Genomic DNA, 14,595 nt, shown 5'->3' on the forward strand with positions numbered 1-14,595 from the left:
CCGGAGAGCACCGGGAAACGGCCGGAGAGACCGGTCGGGAGAGGTCGGCGCCGCTCGCGCCGACCTGGTCACCAGGCCGTACCGACTTCCCGGTGGCGTGGGAGAGACCCGTCAGGAGAGGTCGGCGCCGCTGACGCGGAAGCTCACCCGGCCCTCGGAGGTCTCCAGGCTGACCTTGCCGCCGGAGCAGGAGAGCGACGGCTTCCCGCTGCCGGGCACCACGACGGTCAGCACGGGGTCGCCCGAGGCGGGGGAGACGACCGCGGGGGCGGGGTGTCTCTGCAGGTAGGCGGAGGAGACCCAGCCCTGGTACGGGTTCTTCTGGCCGCTGACCACCTTCAGCCCGGCGACCGGCCGGCAGGAGGGCATCGAGACCTGGACGAGCGTCGCCTGCCAGCCCGTCTTGTCCTTCACCACGACCTGGCCGCCACCGCTGGAGACGGTGGACAGGTCACGGGAGAAGTGCCAGACGTTGCGGACCTTCGAGCCCTTGGGGACCGTGTCCAGCACGGCCATCGCGTCCCGGTCGTGGTTGACGAGCACCGAGCGGGTCCTGGGCACGCCGTAGGCCCTGTCGGTCAGCCGGTAGCTCTGCCGGTCCTGCCCGATCGAGGACCTGCTCAGCGCGGTGGCGGTCTTGCCGCGGAACCTCGCCCCGGCCACCATCGACGTGTTGTGCGCCTCGGGGGACATCGTCCAGTTGCGGTAGCCGCTGTTCTCGTACGAGTCGAAGCCGGAGTCGACCAGGACGTCGCGGCCCTGGGCGTAGTAGGTCACGCCCAGGTGGTCCTCGTGGCCGTGGTACTTCGTGCCGGGCCCGAAACGGATGGAGTAGAACGCCGAATCGGGCTTGTCCCAGGCGGTGCGCCCGTAGACGTAGCCGCCGCCGAACACCCGTACGGCCTGCTTCGGGTGGTCGTAGCCGACCGGCCGCACGTCCGCGCCGCCGTCGCCGATCGGGACCATGAACCCGTTGGGCTGGGTGGAGTGGGAGATGAAGTCCTCCAGCGACTCCCAGCGCCGGGAGATGTCGCCGGGCACCTTCCGCCCGCACGCCTTGATGTTGTCCATCGCGACCTTGAGGCGGTCGTAGACGTAGAGCGCGTAGCGCGGGGCCTGCTCGCGCAGCGCCCCCTGGGAGTCGACGTCGAGCTTCACGGTCTCGGTGAGCCGCCTGATCGCGAGGCTGGACCACTGGTCGCGGCCGTAGCGGCAGCCGATGCCGAGCAGCGCGATGTCCTGGTCGATGCCGTGGTTGTGGCCCTTCTCGTACAGCTTCGGGTCGGAGAGCATCTTCGCGTGCTGGGCGAGGCTGCCGGAGAGCCACGAGCCGCTGACGTGCTTGCTGAGGCAGACCAGCGCGGGGGCGCGCAGCGCGATCGGGTGCTCCTGCCAGGCGTACGGGCTGGTCTTCGCGCCACCGCGGGGGTTGTCGGCCACCCAGTCCTTGGCGATCTCGACGGCCCGCGTCAGGTACGCCTCGTTGCCGTTCGTCTCGTAGTCGGCGACGAGACGGCCCATCCAGCGCAGCGAGTGGAAGACCATGCTCCACGAGCGGTTCCGGTAGGGGTCGGTGCGCCAGTCGACGTCCTTGCCGACCTTCACGGGGGCGAGGTCGAGGAAGTCGACCTGGCCGTTCATGATGTCCGTCGCCGTCGGCGTGGCGGGCAGCCAGTCGCCCTGGCACTCGGCTGTGCGTTTCGCCTCCCTCGCCTCCGCGGTACCGACCGTGACGCCGCAGGTCATCAGGAGGATGATGCAGAGAGCGAATGCTTTTGTGCGGCGGCGCACGCCAGTTCCTTCCGGGCGGGACGAGGGGGGCGGATCATGCTGTCCGAATCCCACCAAACCGGTCAAGCTGGGGTGGTCCCTTCTGAAACATCGTTAGCAACTAGATGCGGGTCTCCCAGCTTCCTCACAGCGTTCACAGCGTTCACAGGGGTCCCCGGGGTCACAGGGACAACAGGGGTCGTGGGGCTCGCGGCTTTCGCGGGTCACACGGCGTTCCCGCCGCTCTCGCCGCCCTCACAGTCCCGCGTCCCTCCCGCACGCCGACGGGCACTCGCCCGCCCCGCCCGGCCGGTTGCCCGTGGCACGATCTCGTCGGTCGATGTCTGTCCTGCCACTCGCGGACGCCGCCGTGTTTCGGAAGGCTGAGCGGTATGAGATTCGCCGACATCGTCATCCCCGACACACCGGCCGCCCGAGGCGCGCTGGAGGTGGCGACCGCCTACTGCTCGCCGGCCCTGCTCAACCACTCCGTCCGCGCCTACCTGTTCGCGGCGGCCTACGGCGCGATGAACGACGTCGCCTTCGACGACGAGCTGCTGTACGTCGCGTCGATGATGCACGACATCGGCCTGGTCAAGGAGTTCGACAGCCACACCGTGCCGTTCGAGGAGGCGGGCGGCCACGTCGCTTGGGTCTTCGCCGCCGGGGCCGGGTGGCCCGTCGAGCGCCGCGTGCGCGCGTTGGAGATCGTCGTACGCCACATGTGGGACAAGGTCGACCCCGAGGAGGACCCCGAGGGGTATCTGCTCGAACTGTCCACCGCGCTCGACATCTCCGGGCGGCGGCCGGAGGACTTCCCGGCGGAGCTCCGCGCGGAGGTGTTGCGGCGCTATCCCCGGCAGGGGATCGGCCCGGAGTTCACCGCGTGCCTCGTCGGCCAGGCCGCGCGCAAGCCGGACAGCCTGGCCGGACGGTTCGTCCGCGCGGGGGTCGCCGAGCGCATCGCCGCCAACCCCCTGGACCGCTGAGGGCTTCCCGCGAGTGAACCGCTGAAAGCTCCCGGTGGGGGGCCGGGCCCTCTGAACCGCTGAAAGCTCCCGGTGGGGAACCGCGCCGCTGGATCGCTGAGGGCTTCCTGCCAGGAGCCGAGCCCCCTCGAACCGCTGAAAGCCCCCCGCGGGAAGCCCGGTCCCCTGGACCACTGTGGCTTCCCGCGGGGAGCTCGGGCCGGCTCTCGCCGCCGGTCAGGCTCCCGGGGCGGGGCCGGTGCTCTGGACGACCTCGAAGGACCACAGTTCGGCCCCGGTGGCGGCGGGTCCCTGCCCGGGGCCGTGCCCCTGGGCCGGGCCCTGCCCCTGGCCGTGCCCGTGGCCCTGGGCCGCGCTGTGGGCGTTGCCGTGCCCCTGTCCCTGGCCGGCCTCGGCGGCGGCCTGGGCGTGGCCCCGCTGGAAGGCCTGGCTCTCGGTCCAGCGCTTGAAGTCCTCCTCGGAACGCCAGCGGGTGTAGACCAGGTACCGGTCGGTGCCGTCCACGGGGCGGAGCAGCTCGAACCACTCGAACCCGTCCGCGGACTCGACGATCCCCGCCCGGCTGGAGAAGCGGCGTTCCAGCTCCTCGCGCATCTCCCCGGACACCGTCAGCGCGTTTATCTTCACGACCGAAGGCACATCGTCTCCTTGAAGCGTTGGTTTCCCTGATCACTCTATGATCGGCGCTCCGTCACACGGGTCAGGCGACGGTCCTCCGGCGGCGTGGCGCGTCCTCCAGGCTCACCCGGGCGACGGCGGGCATGCGCTCGGCCTCCAGCGCCTGGCGCATGTGCGGGATGACCACCCCGCCCAGCTGCTCGCGGACCGCGCTCATCGGCGCGTCCTCGGCGACCGTCACCTTCATCCGTACGGCGGGGTGCGCGCTCGTGCCGATCATGTCGGCGGTGGCGTTGATGATCGCGGGGTGCGTGCCGGCCTCGGCGGCCGCCGCGTCGGTGACGCTGCCCGTGTCGACCTCGGTGACCCCGTCGGGGCCGCCGTCCAGGCGCATGCCGCCCAGCTTCTCGCGGCGTCCCTGGGCCAGCAGCCAGCGCAGGCCGAACAGCGCGAGCACGATGCCCGCCGCCGCGATCACCCACCACAGCCACGGGTCGTAGGTGGCGAACGGCTGGCGTACCGAGCCGTCCACGAGCGGGCTGCGCGCCGGCGCCTGCGGGAACGCCCTCGCGCCGCGTGCGATCGCCAGGGCGCTGAGGACCATCAGCGCCAGTCCCACGATGAGCAACCCCAGCCGGTTGCCCCGGGCGGTCTTGTCGTCCATGGCGCTCACTTCCCTCGCAGGTACACGCGGACGGGATACTTCCAGACGGGGGAGAGCGCGGTGATCCGCAGGTTCACGGCCTCCCGTACGGCGTCGGCCAGCCCGCGGGTGTCCCGCATGCCGCTGTCGGCCGCGACGTGCACGGCCTTTCCCCGCAGGCGCACCCGGGCGTGCTCGATCCCCTGCACCTGCTCGGCCGCGTGGGCGAGCGACCGGGCGAAGCCCCGGCGCTGCATGCCGATGGCGAGGTCCTTGTCCCCGGTCCTCACCGGGATCAGCGTGGGCCGCCCAGGAACGATCGCGAGCAGCACCAGCAGCAGGCCCAGCAGCCCGGCCAGACCCGCGCCCGCCATCACCCGAGGGTCGTTCCACGGTGTCGACGCCGCCCAGGACAGCATCCGGTCGTACGGCACCAGGCGGAGCGGGCGGCCCAGCAGCGCGGAGATGACCTCCAGCGCGAGGAGGAGGCCGAGCAGGGTCATCAGGATGGCCGTGATGACCGAGGGAACCACCCGGCGCGGGCGGAACGCCCTGACCGCCGCGCGATCCGCGGAGGAGTCCTTCGCCACCGTGCCGTATATCGGCGGTGGGGAAGGCCCGTCCGTGCCGTACGCCGACGGTACGGCGGGTTCCGTGCCGTACGCCGGTGGTCCGACCGGTTCCGTCGTGCCGTACGCCGGTGACGCGGCCGGATCCGTGGTGCCGTACGCCGGTGGTGCGGCCGGTTCCGTCATCTCGGGACGGTGTGCGGGTGTCGTCTCACCGGTCGGTTCCGATCTGGGGTCCGGCTCCGCCGGGCCGGGTACCTGCCTGGCCATCATCGCTCCTCACGTAGCGGGACGATGTCCTCGGTGGGGTTGTCGGCGGGGTCGCCGACGGGCGGCGCGGGCCGGTCCGGGGCCCGCTCAGAGGTCTCGGCGCCGGTCCGGCCGACGCCGTCCGCCGGATCTCCTCCGGCCGTCACGGCGTCCTCCGGCCGCGAGGTCCCACGATCACCGTGATCGTCGTGGGCGGGGGTCACGTTGGTGACGAGGACGTCGATGTAGCCGACGTCCTTGCCGGTGAGGGCCATCACCCGCCGGGCGACGTGGTGCCTGACCTCCTCGGCCACCTCGCGGATCGGGGCCGGGTACTCCACCGTCACGTCCAGCCGGAGTGTCGTGAGCTCGCCGTCGAGGGTGGCGCGGGTACCGCCGCGAAAGGACAACGGCCCCCGCTCGCCGACCTCCCGTACCCGTGCCACCTCTCCGGCCGCGCGGGCCGCGATGCGCGACACCACCCGGTCGGATATATCGGTCCTGCCGCGCTGCTCGGCCGGTACGGCCTGCCGCGACGGCTGGGCGGGTACGGCGGATCGCGTGGGCCGCCCGGTCTCCGCTAGGGCGGGGGTGTTCATCGACGTCTCGCCGCCAGCCGGGACAGGTCGACCTCTCCGGTCTCCGCGAAGCGGCCGACGAGGAATCCGACGGCACCCAGTACGAGCACCAGCAGGAACGCGCCGAGGCCGCCGAAGGCCGCCGCGAAGCCCAGAAGGACACCGACGATCGTGCCGACCACGGACCACACTGGGAAATTACTCATGTCAAACCTCCGATATGGACGTTTATCGGCCGGTCGCCCACCATCGGGGCGATCGCCGCTCGCACTCCGTCGGCGATCTCCGGTAGCGGGCGCCCCATCCTGGCGACGATCGAGATCTCCACCTCGTCCTCGCGCAGCGCGACACCGGGCAACCGCTCGCCGGGCAGGTAGGTCGCCACGGTCCCGAAGGGCCCGCCCGACAGGTCCACGACGTCGGGGCAGCGCCGTACGGCGTCGGCGATCCTGTGCGCGAGGCCGGACGCCCCGAGGACCGGATCCTCCGGTTCACGGGTGACGACGGACGTCTCGCGTACGGGATCCGATGTCGGCCGCGTCGCGGTGGCCGCCCCGCGGGCCGGGTCCCCGGACTCGCGCGGTGGCCTCGCCGTCTCCCCGGTTCCCGGGCCACGACCTGGTTCCTGACCACGGCCTGGTTCCTGAGTACGACCTGTTTCCCGGCTTTCCCGGCTTTCCCGGACACCGCCCGTCTCCCGGCTCTGGCCCGCCCGTCTCCGGGCGGGGTCCTCCGGCTCGCGTGCGGGCGCGGCCTTCTGCCTGGGTACGGCGGCCGGCGTGCGGGACGGGTCGTTCGGCCGGTGCGCGGGTATGGCCGTCGCCGGTGTCGGAACGGAGGTCCTGGCGGGCTCCTCCGGTCCGCGTGCCGGCGTGGCCGTCTCGCGACCGGGTCCCCCGCCCTGCGGAGGCGTGGCCGCCCCGCCGCCGGGTTCCCCCTGTCGCGTGGGCTCCTGCCGCGTGGGTTCCTGCCGTGCGGGCTCCTGCCGTGCGGGCACGGCCGTCTCGCCGCCGGGTTCCCCGTGGCGCGCGGGTGTCCCGCGGCCCGGATCGGCCGGCGCCGGAGGAGTCACGGTCTCGCGGGCCGGGTCCCCGGGCTCGCGGCCCGGTCCCGCCGCACCGCCTGCCGGGCCGCTCACTGGACGCGGGGCTCCGACTCGGACGACTCTTCCTGCCTGTCCTTGTCCTGGCCGGGCATGTGGACGTCGGAGACCTTGATGTTGACCTCGGTGACCTCAAGCCCGGTCATGCGCTCGACCGCCATGATCACGTTGCGGCGTACGGCGGCGGCCAGGTCGGGGATGGCGATCCCGTACTCGACGACCACCTCCAGGTCGGCGGCGGCCTGCCGCTCGCCCACCTCGACCGAGACTCCCTGGTTGGCGCTCTTGTCGGCGCCCACCATGCCGCGTACCGCGCCGAGAGCGCGTGCCGTGCCCGCGCCCATGTTGTGCACACCAGGGATCTCCCTGGCCGCGAGGCCCGCGATCTTCGATACGACCCCGCTGTCGATGGTGGTGGTCCCCTTGGAGGTGACCAGGCCACCCTGGGATCCGGGACTGTCGGTGCGTGCCCTGGGCACCGTGGCCTCGTCGCCCTTGGGCCTGTTCACCGTGCTGGATTCGGTCACGTCCGTTCCTTCCCCCGTAGGAAGGCCCTCTGGCCTCCCCGATGCCTCTCAGGCGGTCATACCCCCCATATGCTTATAAATCAGGACATAGCTTTTCTTGGAGCAAAGATGGCGCTATCGATAAAATCGGATTCATAGACATTTTTAGTTGTATATGGTGCAGGCTTCCGGGTGGTGGGATGAGGAGGCACGGGCACGGTCCAGCGGGACCCTGAGCGCGACTAGCCTTGTCGTGTGCGTATAGCGAGGTTCTCCACAGGAGACGGTGTCGGGTTCGGGGTGGTCGAGGGAGGCCCGGGGGAGGAGTTCATCTCCGGGATCTCCGGTCACCCGTTCGGGCCGATCCAGTTCACCGGCGAGCGATACTCGCTCTCCCAGGTCAGGCTGGTCGCGCCCATGCTGCCCAGCAAGGTCGTCGCGATCGGCAAGAACTACGCCGACCACGCCCACGAGATGGGCGGCGAGATCCCCGACGAGCCGCTGGTCTTCCTCAAGCCGTCGACCTCGGTGATCGGCTCGGGCGAGGCCATCGCCTACCCGACGACGCTCTCCCAGCGGGTCGACTACGAGGGAGAGCTGGCGGTGGTGATCGGCAGGCTCTGCCGCGAGGTGCCCCGCGAGCGGGCGCACGAGGTCATCTTCGGCTACACCTGCGCCAACGACGTCACGGCGCGGGACCTGCAGAAGAAGGACGTCCAGTTCACCCGGGCCAAGGGCTTCGACACCTTCTGCCCGCTCGGCCCGTGGATCCAGACCGAGCTCGACCCGGGCGACGTCGGCATCGTCACGTCGGTGAACGGCGAGATCAAGCAGAACTCGCGCACCTCCAAGCTCATGTACGACATCCCCGCGCTGATCGCCCACGTGAGCGCGGTCATGACCCTGATCCCCGGTGACGTCATCCTCACCGGGACCCCCGAGGGGGTCGGCCCGCTCAACGTCGGCGACGAGGTCAGCGTCTTCATCGAAGGAATCGGCACTCTCAGCAACCGGGTGGTCTCCCGTGATTAGGGTTCGTTTCGCCCCCTCGCCGACCGGCATGTTCCATGTCGGCGGCGCCCGCTCCGCGCTGTTCAACTGGGCCCTCGCCGAGCAGGCCGGCGGCAAATTCGTGCTGCGCGTCGAGGACACCGACGCCGCGCGCAACCGGCCGGAATGGACCGAGGGCATCATCTCGGCGCTCGCCTGGATCGGTATGAACGAGGACAGCCCGGTCTTCGAGGGCCCCTACTTCCAGTCGTCGTACGAGAAGCAGCACCGCGAGGCCGTGGCCGGGCTCGTCGCCGACGGCCGGGCCTACTACTGTACGTGCACGCGTGACGACGTGAAGGCGCGCACCGGCTCCGAGCACCAGGGCTACGACGGCTTCTGCCGCGACCGCGGCCTGACCGAGGGCGCGGTCCGCTTCCGTACGCCCGACGAGGGCGTCACCGTGGTCCAGGACCTGGTCCGCGGCACCGTCGAGTTCCCCAACAACGCGATGGAGGACTTCGTCGTCGCGCGCGGCGACGGCTCCCCGCTGTTCGTGCTGGCCAACGTCGTCGACGACGTCGAGATGCGGATCAGTCACGTGGTCCGGGCCGAGGAGCACCTGTCCAACACGCCCAAGCAGCAGCTGCTCTGGGAGGCGCTCGGCGTCACCCCGCCCACCTGGGCGCACGTGCCGGTGATCGTCAACGAGAAGCGCCAGAAGCTGTCCAAGCGCCGCGACAAGGTCGCCCTGGAGTCCTACCGCGAGGAGGGCTACCTGGCCGAGGCGATGGTCAACTATCTGATGCTGCTCGGCTGGGGCCCCGGCGACGACCGGGAGATCATGCCCTGGTCGGAGATGGTGCCGCTGTTCAAGCTGGAGAACGTCAACCCCTCCTCGGCGTTCTTCGACGAGAAGAAGCTCCGCGCGTTCAACGGCGAGTACATCCGGGCGCTGCCCCTGGAGGAGTTCGCCGCCCGCTGCGAGCCGTGGCTGGAGCCCGGCTGGGACCGCGCGACCTTCGCCAAGGTCGCCGAGCTCGCCCAGACCCGCATCGCGGTCCTGTCCGAGATCACGGCGAACGTCGACTTCCTCTTCCTCGACGAGCCCGTCTTCGACCAGGCGTCGTGGGACAAGGCGATGAAGAACTCCGCCGTGGAGATCCTCACCGGCTATCTCGCCCGCCTGGAGACGGTCGACATGGACCCCGACTCGCTGAAGACCGCCCTGGAGGAGGTCGGCGCCGAGCAGGGTCTCAAGCTCGGCAAGGCCCAGGCCCCCGTGCGGGTGGCCGTCACCGGCCGGACCGTTGGCCTGCCGCTGTTCGAGTCGATCGAGGCCCTCGGCCGCGAGCGCTCCGTCGAGCGCCTCCGCGCCGCCCTCGCGAAGCTCCAGGCCTGACCGGACCTCACGGATAGGGAGCCGGGCCCGGCCCGAAGGCCCGCCCCGGGCGTTCGCCGGGGGCGGGCCTTCGCCTGCGATCAACGCTCGACGGTCACGGGTGGCCGGAGCCCGCGCCCCGCCCGGCCCCCGTCCCCCGCGCGGCGAGGTCGTCCCAGAAGGCGAGGTTGTGGGCCGAGGCGCGGTCGAAGGGCCCGATACCGCCCCGCCCCGGGGACAGCTCCTGCACGTACGGCGTGCCGTCGCCGGGGCGCACGCGCCTCCAGGCGGGCAGGCCCGGCCGGTTCGGGTCGCCGGTGGCGGCGAACCTCGACCAGTAGTCGATCATCGTGTCCCCGAGCCGCCGCTGCGCGGGGGTGAGCGGAGCGGACTCCCAGCCGACCCCGAACAGGAACGACAGCTCGGAGCCGTGCGCGGCGAGCGGCCTGATCCCGTGGGGCGGCGGGAGGAGCGGGGGCGCCGTACGGTCGGTGAACTCGTAGGAGAAGGTCGGCACGTGCCGGGCGAGCAGCAGGTCGGTGTCGCGCGCCGGCCAGGCCCAGTCCAGGTCGCTCATGATGGCCGCGACCGCCTGGAGGGGCGGGCCGTCGTGGGTGCCCACCGGGTACCGGGCCAGGACCTCGGGCCCCGCGGCGCCGAACCTGGTGTTGACGGCGGCCTCGTAGCCCTCCGCCGTCATCGGCTCCTGGGAGATCAGCGGGGCGAACAACGTGCCCTCGTCCCGGGTGATGCCCGTCAGCACCGGCACCCGGTGGAAGCGGCCCTCCTGGAGCACCTTCGCCGGGTCCTCTGGCAGCACCGCGTTGCCGTACCCCGGCAGCGGGAGAGGCTGCTGGGCGAGCAGGTCGGTCACCGGCTTGCCCCGCAGGCAGGCGGGCGCGGTCCCCGGGTCGGCGCACCCCAGCAGGGCGGCCAGATACTGCCCGTAGCCCTCGTAGGAGGCCTTGGGCAGCCACAGGGGCAGATCCAGGACCGGCCTCAGCGGGGTGCCGTCGAAGCTCCCCGCCCCGCACGGGGTGCTCTGGGTGATCGCCCGGTGGAACAGCCCGGCCGCCGAGGGGGAGGTGAGCTGCGCGCACACCGAGTGCGACCCCGCGGACTCGCCGGCCAGGGTGACGTTGCGCGGGTCGCCGCCGAACGCCGCCGCGTTGCGCCGCACCCAGCGCAGGGCCGCCTGCTGGTCCTCGATCCCGAAGGACCCGGAGTTCTCCAGCCCGGGATGGCCGAAGAACCCGAGCATCCCCAGCCGGTAGTTGACCGTCACCACCACGACGTCGCCCCGCCCGGACAGCTCGCGGGCGTCGTAGTCGCTGCCCGCGCCCCTCGTCAGGCCCCCGCCGTGCAGCCACACCACGACCGGCCTGAGACGGCTCCCGCCGCCCCGCGCGGGCCGCGATGGCGCCGTCACGTTGAGGTAGAGGCAGTCCTCCGCCTCGCTCGCCGGCAGCCCCCAGTCGTCGGTGGTCTGCGCGCACCGGCTGCCGGGCGCGGTGGCGTCGCGCACCCCCTGCCACGGGGTGACGGCCCGCGGCGACCGCCAGCGCAGCTCCCCGACCGGCGGCGCGGCGTACGGGACGCCCTGGAAGAGCCGGTGACCGCCGGCCTCCGCGCCCCGCACCCATCCGGCGTCGGTACGGACCGTCGTACCTCTCACGGAGGGGGCCGAGGAGGCGGCTTCCCGCCCGGCCGCGGCCGGGTCGGCGGCTCCCAGTGACAGCGCTCCAACCAGACCGGCGACGAGCGCGGCACCGATCCTGTTCCGTGGTCGTCTCATGACCTTTACGATGCCCGCCGGACGTGTCGCGCGCACTGGCTCTGCGCCCATCGCCGGGGTGCGGTTTCCCGCACCCCCGCGATGGACGAAGGGCCACGCGGGCAGGGGGGCTAGGTCAGCAGGCCCCGGCGCTTCAGCAGCGGCTCGATGCGCGGGTCGCGCCCGCGGAAGTCGCGGAAGGCGTCCATCACGTCCCGGGAGCCGCCCACCGACAGCAGGGTGGAGCGGAAGTGGTCGCCGTTCCCGCGCCCGAGGCCGCCGTTCTCCTTGAACCAGTCGACGCTCTCGGCGTCGAGCACCTCGCTCCAGATGTACGAGTAGTAGCCGGCGCTGTAGCCGCTCACCCCGCTGAAGAAGATGTGCGCGAAGTAGTTGGTCCGGTAGCGGGGTAGGACCAGCTCGAAGGCGATCCCGGCCCGCTCCAGGGCCGCCTTCTCGAACGCCTCGGCGTCCTCGACGACCTCGCCGGCCGCCAGCTTGTGCCAGGACCAGTCGAGCAGCGCCGCCGCGAGATACTCGACGGTGGCGAAACCCTGGTTGAACTTCTCGGCGGCCCTCATCTTCTCCAGGAGCTCCGCGGGCACGGGCTCGCCGGTCTCGTGGTGCCTGGCGAAGTTGGCGAGGATCGACGGCCAGGTGGCCCACATCTCGTTGACCTGCGAGGGGTACTCCACGAAGTCGCGCGGCACCGCCGTGCCGGAGACCCGGGGGAAGCGCACGTCGGAGAACAGGCCGTGCAGGGCGTGACCGAACTCGTGGAAGGCGGTGTTGACCTCGTCGAACGTGAGCAGCGTCGGCCCCTCGGCCGGCTTGGTGATGTTGAGGTTGTTCATCACCACGGGCCGCTCGTCGAACAGGTGCGACTGGTCGACCAGGTTGTTCATCCAGGCCCCGCCGCGCTTGGTGGGCCGGGCGTACGCGTCGAACAGGAACAGCCCGAGCGGCGAGCCGTCGGCGTCGAACACCTCGAAGACCCGCACGTCCGGGTGGTACCCGCCCAGGTCGTCGCGCTCGGAGAAGGCGACCCCGTACAGCTCGCCCGCCGCGTGGAAGATCCCGTCGCGCAGCACCCGGTCCAGCTCGAAGTACGGGCGCAGGTCGGCCCCGTCGAAGTCGTAGCGGGCCTTGCGCACCCGCTCCGCGTAGAAGGACCAGTCCCACGGCTCGATGGGGAAACCGGCCTGCTCGCTCAGCGCCTCGGCCTCCCGGCGGGCGTTGGCCACCGCCGGGCCCACCAGCTTGCCGAGCATCTCCTCGACGGCGTCGGTGGTCTTGGCCGTCTGGTCGGCGACGGAGTAGGCGGCGTGGCTGGGATAGCCGAGCAGCGCCGCCCGCTCGGCGCGCAGCGTCGCCATCCTGGCCGCCGACGCGAAGTTCTCCGGGGCCCGGCCCGTGGACAGCTCGTACAGCCTCCTGCGGGTCTCCCGGTCGGTCAGCTCCGCCAGGGCGGGCTGGTTGGTGTGGTTGAACAGCGTCAGGACGTACGAGCCGTCCTTCTCGATCGCCTTGATCGTGCTCTCGGAGAGCCCGTCCAGCAGCCTGACGTCCTCGACGACCAGCGCGGAGGCGGTGGAGGCCGTCAGCAGGTTCTGGGAGAAGGTCGTGGCGAGCCTGCTCAGCTCCTCGTTGAGCTCCCTGAGGCGCTCCTGGTCGGGCTCGGACAGGTCTGCCCCGGCCCTGACGAAGTCGACGCGGTACTTCTCCAGCAGCCACGCCTCCTCGGCGTCCTCGGTGGTCACCTGTTTGATCCGGGCGTACAGGGAGCGGTCGAGGCGGACGGAGTCGGCGTGCTGGGTCAGCCTGGGGGAGACCTCCGTCTCGATCTCCCGGATGCCGTCGGTCGCGTCGGAGGCGGAGACGCTGAAGAAAACGGTCACGGTCCGGTTGAGAATCCGTCCCGAGCGCTCCAGGGCCTCGATCGTGTTGGCGAACGTCGCGGGCTCCGGATTCTCGGTGATCTCCCGCACCTCACGCAGCTGGTCGGCCATGCCGCGCTCGAAGGCGGGAAGGTAGTGCTCCTCCCTGACCAGGGCGAACGGCGGAAGCCCGTAGGGCAGCTCGCTGGGGGTGAAGAACGGGTTGTCGGTCAAGGTGGGAACTCCTCACATGCGGCCGGATCTCTCCAGCAGCGTTACACAGGGGACCTTCGTGGCGGCAGCCGGGTGATACCGCGATTCGGCCGACGGCAATCGTTTTGGTCTTGACCCCCAACCTGGGCTATTCTTTCGGAGTCGCCAGCGAGTCCCGCAAGGGGGTCCAGCGCGGTGGGGTATGGTGTAATTGGCAACACGGCTGATTCTGGTTCAGTTGTTCTAGGTTCGAGTCCTGGTACCCCAGCTGCATCTTCTCTGGAAGATGCCGCAGATTCGGTCCCCTCCGAATCTGATGACAGTGTGTAGGGTCCCGTCGTCTAGTGGCCCAGGACGCCGCCCTCTCAAGGCGGTAGCGCCGGTTCGAATCCGGTCGGGACTACCACTGTCTCTCGCAAGGCTCCGTCGTCTAGTGGCCTAGGACGCCGCCCTCTCAAGGCGGTAGCGCCGGTTCGAATCCGGTCGGGGCTACGTCGTGAACCCCGGAAGCGATCGCTTCCGGGGTTTTCGCATTTCCGGATTTCACGAAATTCCCGCACCCCCGTTCCGGGGCCGCCTTCGCGTTTCCCCGCTTTCCTGCGCTCCCTGCTCGGGTGGCCCCCGGAGCGCGGGACGCCCTCCCCGGCGGGCGGGCCCATCCCCTACTGTGCAGATACTGTGCAGAGTACGTAATCCATACCCAGGTACGACCCCTCGCGATGGTGGAGCCCATGTCGACGACGCCCCAGACCCAGCCGACGATCTCGCGGACCCACTCGTGGGCGCCGCCGACAGTCCCCGCCGACGTGGCGGAACTGTCGGGCCTGGAGTTCCTGGAGCGGCTGGCCGACGGCCGCATTCCCCCGCCGCCGATCGCGAGCACGCTCGGTTTCCGGCTGATCCACGTCGAGCGCGGCCTGGCGGTCTTCGTGGGGGAGACCGGCGAGCACCTCTACAACCCGCTCGGAAGCGTGCACGGCGGCTATCTCGCCACCCTGCTCGACTCGGCCCTCGGGTGCGCGGTCATGACGGAGCTGCCGCCCGGTAAGGCGTACACGACCGTCCAGCTCGGGGTGAACATGGTCCGGCCGGTCCACGCGAGCACCGGGCCGCTGCGCTGCGAGGGCAGAACCCTGCACGTGGGCCGGACCGTCGCCACCTCGGAGGCGCGGATCGTGGGCGAGGGCGACGGCAAGCTGTACGCCCACGCCACCACGACCTGCGCCGTCTTCCCCCTGCGCTGATCAGTCTGACCGTCTCCAGCCGTCACTTGGCCGCCCCCGGCCTTTTCGCGCGAGGGGCCGAGGCCGGGTCCCGCTCCGGAGCCGGTCGTCCG

Annotated in this window: 14 protein-coding genes and 3 tRNA genes; 7 read left to right on the plus strand and 10 right to left on the minus strand. The window is 71.2% G+C overall.

The annotated features are described in order from the left end of the window. Window positions 1-111 precede the first annotated feature (111 nt). Window positions 112-1,746, minus strand: coding sequence for a heparinase II/III domain-containing protein (locus tag ACSC1Q_RS19395; protein WP_436760110.1), 1,635 nt, complete (start codon window positions 1,744-1,746; stop codon window positions 112-114). A gap of 416 nt (window positions 1,747-2,162) precedes the next feature. On the opposite strand from ACSC1Q_RS19395, the gene ACSC1Q_RS19400 reads away from it, so the two are divergent. Beyond that, on the plus strand, window positions 2,163-2,759 hold the full coding sequence (locus ACSC1Q_RS19400) for an HD domain-containing protein (protein WP_436760111.1): 597 nt from the start codon (window positions 2,163-2,165) through the stop codon (window positions 2,757-2,759). Between the two features lie 216 nt (window positions 2,760-2,975). On the opposite strand, the gene ACSC1Q_RS19405 is transcribed toward ACSC1Q_RS19400, so the two are convergent. The 7 genes from ACSC1Q_RS19405 to ACSC1Q_RS19435 all read right to left on the minus strand — a co-directional run bounded on the left by ACSC1Q_RS19405 (window position 2,976) and on the right by ACSC1Q_RS19435 (window position 7,045). Next, window positions 2,976-3,398 (minus strand): antibiotic biosynthesis monooxygenase family protein, encoded by a 423-nt coding sequence (locus tag ACSC1Q_RS19405; RefSeq protein WP_436760112.1) that lies wholly within the window; start codon window positions 3,396-3,398, stop codon window positions 2,976-2,978. Between the two features lie 61 nt (window positions 3,399-3,459). Continuing rightward, window positions 3,460-4,041 carry an Asp23/Gls24 family envelope stress response protein gene (locus ACSC1Q_RS19410; RefSeq protein ID WP_436760113.1) on the minus strand — a complete coding sequence of 194 codons (582 nt, stop codon included), beginning with the start codon at window positions 4,039-4,041 and terminating at the stop codon, window positions 3,460-3,462. Between the two features lie 5 nt (window positions 4,042-4,046). After that, window positions 4,047-4,775, minus strand: a complete 729-nt coding sequence (locus ACSC1Q_RS19415) for a DUF6286 domain-containing protein (protein WP_436760114.1) — start codon at window positions 4,773-4,775, stop codon at window positions 4,047-4,049. Window positions 4,776-4,858: 83 nt separating this feature from the next. After that, on the minus strand, window positions 4,859-5,437 hold the full coding sequence (locus ACSC1Q_RS19420; RefSeq protein WP_436760115.1) for an Asp23/Gls24 family envelope stress response protein: 579 nt from the start codon (window positions 5,435-5,437) through the stop codon (window positions 4,859-4,861). After that, complete coding sequence (locus tag ACSC1Q_RS19425) at window positions 5,434-5,622, minus strand: hypothetical protein (RefSeq protein WP_436760274.1); 189 nt, start codon at window positions 5,620-5,622, stop codon at window positions 5,434-5,436. Before ACSC1Q_RS19425 ends, ACSC1Q_RS19420 begins: the two co-directional genes overlap by 4 nt. Beyond that, complete coding sequence (locus ACSC1Q_RS19430) at window positions 5,619-5,801, minus strand: hypothetical protein (protein WP_436760116.1); 183 nt, start codon at window positions 5,799-5,801, stop codon at window positions 5,619-5,621. The genes ACSC1Q_RS19425 and ACSC1Q_RS19430 overlap by 4 nt, the downstream gene beginning before the upstream one ends. A gap of 749 nt (window positions 5,802-6,550) precedes the next feature. Beyond that, window positions 6,551-7,045 carry an Asp23/Gls24 family envelope stress response protein gene (locus tag ACSC1Q_RS19435; protein WP_436760117.1) on the minus strand — a complete coding sequence of 165 codons (495 nt, stop codon included), beginning with the start codon at window positions 7,043-7,045 and terminating at the stop codon, window positions 6,551-6,553. 234 nt (window positions 7,046-7,279) lie between these two features. On the opposite strand from ACSC1Q_RS19435, the gene ACSC1Q_RS19440 reads away from it, so the two are divergent. Together ACSC1Q_RS19440 and gltX are read left to right on the plus strand one after the other, a co-directional pair. Continuing rightward, window positions 7,280-8,056, plus strand: a complete 777-nt coding sequence (locus tag ACSC1Q_RS19440) for a fumarylacetoacetate hydrolase family protein (protein WP_436760118.1) — start codon at window positions 7,280-7,282, stop codon at window positions 8,054-8,056. 28 nt (window positions 8,057-8,084) lie between these two features. Then, the gene (gene gltX / locus ACSC1Q_RS19445) at window positions 8,085-9,416 is read left to right on the plus strand and encodes a glutamate--tRNA ligase (protein WP_436760265.1); all 1,332 of its coding nucleotides are present in this window, start codon (window positions 8,085-8,087) and stop codon (window positions 9,414-9,416) included. A gap of 94 nt (window positions 9,417-9,510) precedes the next feature. Here gltX and ACSC1Q_RS19450 read toward each other — a convergent pair whose 3' ends face one another. Beyond that, complete coding sequence (locus tag ACSC1Q_RS19450; protein WP_436760119.1) at window positions 9,511-11,190, minus strand: carboxylesterase/lipase family protein; 1,680 nt, start codon at window positions 11,188-11,190, stop codon at window positions 9,511-9,513. Between the two features lie 110 nt (window positions 11,191-11,300). Next, on the minus strand, window positions 11,301-13,280 hold the full coding sequence (locus ACSC1Q_RS19455; RefSeq protein WP_436760120.1) for a M3 family metallopeptidase: 1,980 nt from the start codon (window positions 13,278-13,280) through the stop codon (window positions 11,301-11,303). 175 nt (window positions 13,281-13,455) lie between these two features. Between ACSC1Q_RS19455 and ACSC1Q_RS19460 the strand changes: the two genes are divergently transcribed. From ACSC1Q_RS19460 to ACSC1Q_RS19475, 4 genes are all read left to right on the plus strand, one after another. Next, window positions 13,456-13,527: transfer RNA gene (locus ACSC1Q_RS19460), tRNA-Gln, on the plus strand. A gap of 62 nt (window positions 13,528-13,589) precedes the next feature. Beyond that, a tRNA-Glu gene (locus tag ACSC1Q_RS19465) sits at window positions 13,590-13,665 on the plus strand. A gap of 13 nt (window positions 13,666-13,678) precedes the next feature. Further along, a tRNA-Glu gene (locus ACSC1Q_RS19470) sits at window positions 13,679-13,751 on the plus strand. Between the two features lie 239 nt (window positions 13,752-13,990). Continuing rightward, on the plus strand, window positions 13,991-14,503 hold the full coding sequence (locus ACSC1Q_RS19475; RefSeq protein WP_436760121.1) for a PaaI family thioesterase: 513 nt from the start codon (window positions 13,991-13,993) through the stop codon (window positions 14,501-14,503). The last annotated feature ends 92 nt before the right edge of the window (window positions 14,504-14,595 follow it).

Origin of the sequence: Streptosporangium heterodermiicola, from assembly GCF_051390675.1 — a bacterium.
Lineage (GTDB): Bacteria > Actinomycetota > Actinomycetes > Streptosporangiales > Streptosporangiaceae > Streptosporangium.

What these genes read in the sequence shown, in the direction of transcription:
- ACSC1Q_RS19395 (WP_436760110.1), bottom strand. Translation starts at nt 1,746, where the DNA reads ATGACCTGCGGCGTCACGGTCGGTACCGCGGAGGCGAGGGAGGCGAAA.
- ACSC1Q_RS19400 (WP_436760111.1), top strand. Translation starts at nt 2,163, where the DNA reads ATGAGATTCGCCGACATCGTCATCCCCGACACACCGGCCGCCCGAGGC.
- ACSC1Q_RS19410 (WP_436760113.1), bottom strand. Translation starts at nt 4,041, where the DNA reads ATGGACGACAAGACCGCCCGGGGCAACCGGCTGGGGTTGCTCATCGTG.
- ACSC1Q_RS19415 (WP_436760114.1), bottom strand. Translation starts at nt 4,775, where the DNA reads ATGACGGAACCGGCCGCACCACCGGCGTACGGCACCACGGATCCGGCC.
- ACSC1Q_RS19420 (WP_436760115.1), bottom strand. Translation starts at nt 5,437, where the DNA reads ATGAACACCCCCGCCCTAGCGGAGACCGGGCGGCCCACGCGATCCGCC.
- ACSC1Q_RS19425 (WP_436760274.1), bottom strand. Translation starts at nt 5,622, where the DNA reads ATGAGTAATTTCCCAGTGTGGTCCGTGGTCGGCACGATCGTCGGTGTC.
- gltX (WP_436760265.1), top strand. Translation starts at nt 8,085, where the DNA reads ATGTTCCATGTCGGCGGCGCCCGCTCCGCGCTGTTCAACTGGGCCCTC.
- ACSC1Q_RS19450 (WP_436760119.1), bottom strand. Translation starts at nt 11,190, where the DNA reads ATGAGACGACCACGGAACAGGATCGGTGCCGCGCTCGTCGCCGGTCTG.
- ACSC1Q_RS19475 (WP_436760121.1), top strand. Translation starts at nt 13,991, where the DNA reads ATGTCGACGACGCCCCAGACCCAGCCGACGATCTCGCGGACCCACTCG.